This is a genomic window from Streptomyces sp. PsTaAH-137 (genome assembly GCF_003259365.1).
In the GTDB taxonomy this organism is placed as follows: Bacteria; Actinomycetota; Actinomycetes; order Streptomycetales; family Streptomycetaceae; genus Streptomyces.
The window spans coordinates 1-4033 of record NZ_QLLY01000055.1 but is presented as its reverse complement, the minus strand read 5'-3'; the positions used below and the strand labels follow the sequence as shown (position 1 = coordinate 4033).

Genomic DNA, 4033 nt, shown 5'->3' with positions numbered 1-4033 from the left:
CCCCCGCGGCCACCGGCTTCGCCGTGGGGACGCTGCGCCGTGACGCGGGCGGCCTCGCCCGCTTCCACGAGTCCGCGGCCGAGGCCTTCGTGGCGGGCCTGGACGTGGCGTGGCAGGAGGTGTTCGGGCCGCACACCGGCCGGCCCGACGAGCCGGTCACCCTGCCCACCTACGCCTTCCAGCGGCAGCGCTACTGGCTCGACACACCGCAGGAGACCACCGCCGCCCGCACCTCGGACCACCCGCTGCTCGACGCCGTGATCGACCTGCCCGGCGACGGCCCGGACGGATCCGGCGGCGTCGTCGGCAGCGGACGCCTCTCCCTCGAACGCCACCCGTGGCTCGGCGAACACCTCGTCCACGGCGCCGTCCTGCTGCCGCCGGGCGTCCTCGTGGAACTGGCCGCCTGGGCCGCGCACCGCACCGGATGCGACACCGTCGGCGAACTCACCCTGGAGACGCCCCTGGTGCTCTCCCGCACCGCCGACCGCGAACTGCGGATCGCCGTCGACGCCGACCACACCATCACCGTGCACTCACGGTCCGCGGGCGAGAGCGCCTGGACGCGCAACGCCGTCGGCACCGCCCACACCGGCACGGCCCCCGCCGCCGAGGGCCTCACCGCCTGGCCGCCCGCGGGCGCGGACCCCGTGTCCTTCGACGACGAGTACACCCGGCTGACCGCCCTCGGCTTCGCCCACGGCCCGCACCTGCGCGGGCTGCGGCAGGTGTGGCGGCGCGGCGCGACCCTGTACGCGGAGGTGGAGCTGCCCGACACCCACGGAGCGGACCAGAACCGGTTCCGGCTCCACCCGGCCCTGCTGCACGCCGCCCTCCTGCCGCTCGGGCTCGGCGACTTCGTCGACACCGGCCGGCCCGAGGGCTGGCTGCCGCGCCACTGCGCCGGAGTGCGCATCGGCCCCGGCCGCCCGGCCGCACTGCGCGTACGCCTCGCTCCCGCGGGCGAGAACGCCCTGTCGGTGACCCTCGCCGACCAGAGCGGAGCACCGGCCGGCGGCATCGAGACGCTGACCGTGGCCCCCGCCGACGTGGCACGGCTGACCGAGCTGAGCTTCGACCGGCAGGACTCCCTGTTCCACGTGGACTGGACCGCCCTGCCGACGCCGGACGGCGAGCCCGACGGGCCGTACGCGGTACTGGGCACCGGCGCGGACGCCAGTGCCGACCTCGACGAACTCGCCGCACAAGACGGTGAGTTGCCGCCGGTCGTCCTCGCCTTCGTCGACCCCGCGCCGACGGGCGACGTACCCGCCTCGGTCGAGCACACGCTCCACCGCGTCCTGCGCTGGACCCGGCGCTGGCTGACCGACGAGCGGTTCGCCGGCTCGCGCCTGGCCCTCGTCACCGAGAACGCCTTCCACGACGACGCGGCAGGCCGCGGCCCCGACCTCGCCGCGGCCGCGGTCTGGGGATTCGTACGATCCGCGCAGACCGAGAACCCGGGCCGCTTCGCCCTCATCGACACCGACGGGCACGAAGCCTCGCGGGCCCTCGTCCCGGCGGCCGCCGCCACCGGGGAGGCCCAGCTCAGAATCGGCTCCGGCGCCCTGAGCACGCCACGCCTCACCCACGCCGCCGCCCGCCCCGCGGACGCCGCACCCGGACTCGGCACCGGCACGGTACTGATCACCGGCGGCACCAGCGGCCTGGGCGCCATGCTCGCCCGGCACCTCGTCGCCCGGCACGGCGTACGCAGCCTCGTCCTCACCAGCAGGCGCGGCGCGGACGCCCCCGCGGCGGCGCCGCTGCGCGCGGAACTGACGGCGGCCGGGGCCGCGGTCGAGATCGTGGCCTGCGACATCAGCAGCCGCGACGCCGTGGCCGGACTGCTCACGGCCGTGCCCCGCGAGCACCCGCTGACCGCGGTGATCCACTGCGCGGGCATGCTCGACGACGGCGTGGTCGAGGCCCTCACCGAGGACCGCGTGAACGCCGTGCTCGCCCCGAAGGTGCGCGGCGCCTGGCACCTGCACGAGCTGACGAAGGACCTCGGCCTGACCGCGTTCGTCCTGTTCTCCTCGATCGCCGGCGTGCTCGGCACCGCGGGACAGGCCAACTACGCGGCGGCCAACGCGTTCCTGAACGGACTCGCCGAGACCCGCCGCGCCGAGGGACTGCCCGCCCTCTCGATGTGCTGGGGCTTCTGGGCCGAGCGCAGCGAGATGAGCGCCGCCCTCGGCGACGCGGACATCGTCCGCATGCAGCGCCAGGGCATCCAGCCGCTGGCCTCGGCCGAAGGGCTCGCGCTGTTCGACGCGGCCGTCACCACGGCCGACCCGGTCGTGGTGCCGGTGCGCCTCACCCTCACGGCGCTCGGCGAGACGGCCTCGCCGCTGCTGCGCACCCTGGCCGCCGCGACCACCGTCCCCGACGACGCGGCGGAGACCCGGCCCACCGGCGCCGCGCTCGCCGAGCAGCTGGCGTCGCTGTCGCCCGAGGAGGCCGAGGCCGCGCTCCTGGAGACCGTACGGACCCAGACCGCACTCGTCCTCGGCCACGCGGACGCCGCGCGGGTCAGCGCCACCGAACCGTTCAAGAAGCTCGGCGTCGACTCGCTCACCGCCCTCGAACTGCGCAACAAGCTGACCGCGGCGACCGGCCTGAAGCTGCCCGCCACGCTCGTCTTCGACCACCCGAACCCGGCCGCCGTCGCCGAACTCCTGGCCGCGCGCATCACCCGGCGCCCCGACGCCGACACCGGCGCGGAGGCCGGGGCGGAGCACCTGGTCAAGGAGATCGAAGGGCTCGGCGCCCGCCTCGAGGACGCTTTCCGCAGGCTCGCCCAGGACGAGCGGGCCACCATTTCCACGCTGCTCGGCGACCTGCAGGGCCGCGTCCGTTCGATGGCGGGCGACCAAGCGCCCACCACCGTCGTCGACCAGATCAGTTCGGCCTCCGCGGGGGACCTGCTCGCGCTGCTGGACAAAGAGCTCGGCTAGGGGAGCCATGACAAACGACAACAGTGCCGAGGTCCTCGACTACCTCAAGCGGACGTCGATCGAACTGCTGGAGACGCGCAAGCGCCTCCAGGAGCTGACCGACGCCGCCGCCGAACCGGTCGCGATCGTGGGCGTCGCCTGCCGCTACCCCGGCGGGGTGAGCTCCCCCGAACAACTGTGGGAGCTGGTGCACAGCGGCGCGGACGTCGTGTCGGACTTCCCCGACGACCGGGGCTGGGACGTGGCGAACCTCCACGACCCGGAGGGCCTGCGGCCCGGCAGCTCGTCCACCCGCTCGGGCGGATTCCTGTACGACGCGGGTGACTTCGACGCCGAGTTCTTCGGACTCAGCCCGCGCGAGGCGCTCTCCGCCGACCCGCAGCACCGCCTGCTCCTGGAGACCGCCTGGGAGTCGCTGGAACGCGCCGGCATCGACCCGCAGAGCCTCAACGGCAGCGACACCGGTGTCTTCGCGGGCATCGCCTACTTCGGATACGGCAACCACTTCGCCACCCCCGAGTCCATCGCGGGCTACGCCCAGACCGGCTCGCTGCTGAGCGTGGCGTCCGGCCGGGTGGCGTACGCGCTGGGCCTCCAGGGCCCGGCCGTGTCGACGGACACGGCGTGCTCGTCCTCGCTGGTGACGGTGCACCAGGCGGTGCGCTCGCTGCGCCAGGGCGAATGCGGTCTCGCCCTGGCCGGCGGCGTCACCGTCATGGGGACACCGCAGGTGTTCCGGGAGATGTCCAAGCTGCGCGGCCTGTCGCAGGACGGCCGGTGCCGGGCGTTCGCCGACGCGGCCGACGGCACCGGCTTCTCCGAGGGCGTGGGCGTCCTGGTCCTGGAACGGCTGTCGGACGCACGGCGCAACGGCCACCGGGTGTGGGCCGTCATCCGGGGCAGCGCCGTCAACCAGGACGGCGCGTCCAACGGCCTGACCGCGCCGAGCGGCCCCGCCCAGCAGCGCGTCATCCGCGCCGCGCTCACCGACGCCCGCCTCCAGGCGGGCGACGTCGACGCCGTCGAGGCGCACGGCACCGGCACCAGACTCGGCGACCCCATCGAGGCGGGCG

Annotated in this window: 2 protein-coding genes; both read left to right on the top strand. The window is 75.1% G+C overall.

Features of this window, described 5'->3' with window-relative positions:
* The coding region (locus K377_RS40620; protein WP_146614863.1) for a type I polyketide synthase at positions 1-2960 on the top strand (2960 nt) is incomplete at its 5' end.
* Positions 2961-2967: 7 nt separating this feature from the next.
* Positions 2968-4033, top strand: a 1066-nt coding sequence (locus K377_RS40615; protein ID WP_181512775.1) for a beta-ketoacyl synthase N-terminal-like domain-containing protein, incomplete at its 3' end; no start/stop codon positions are given.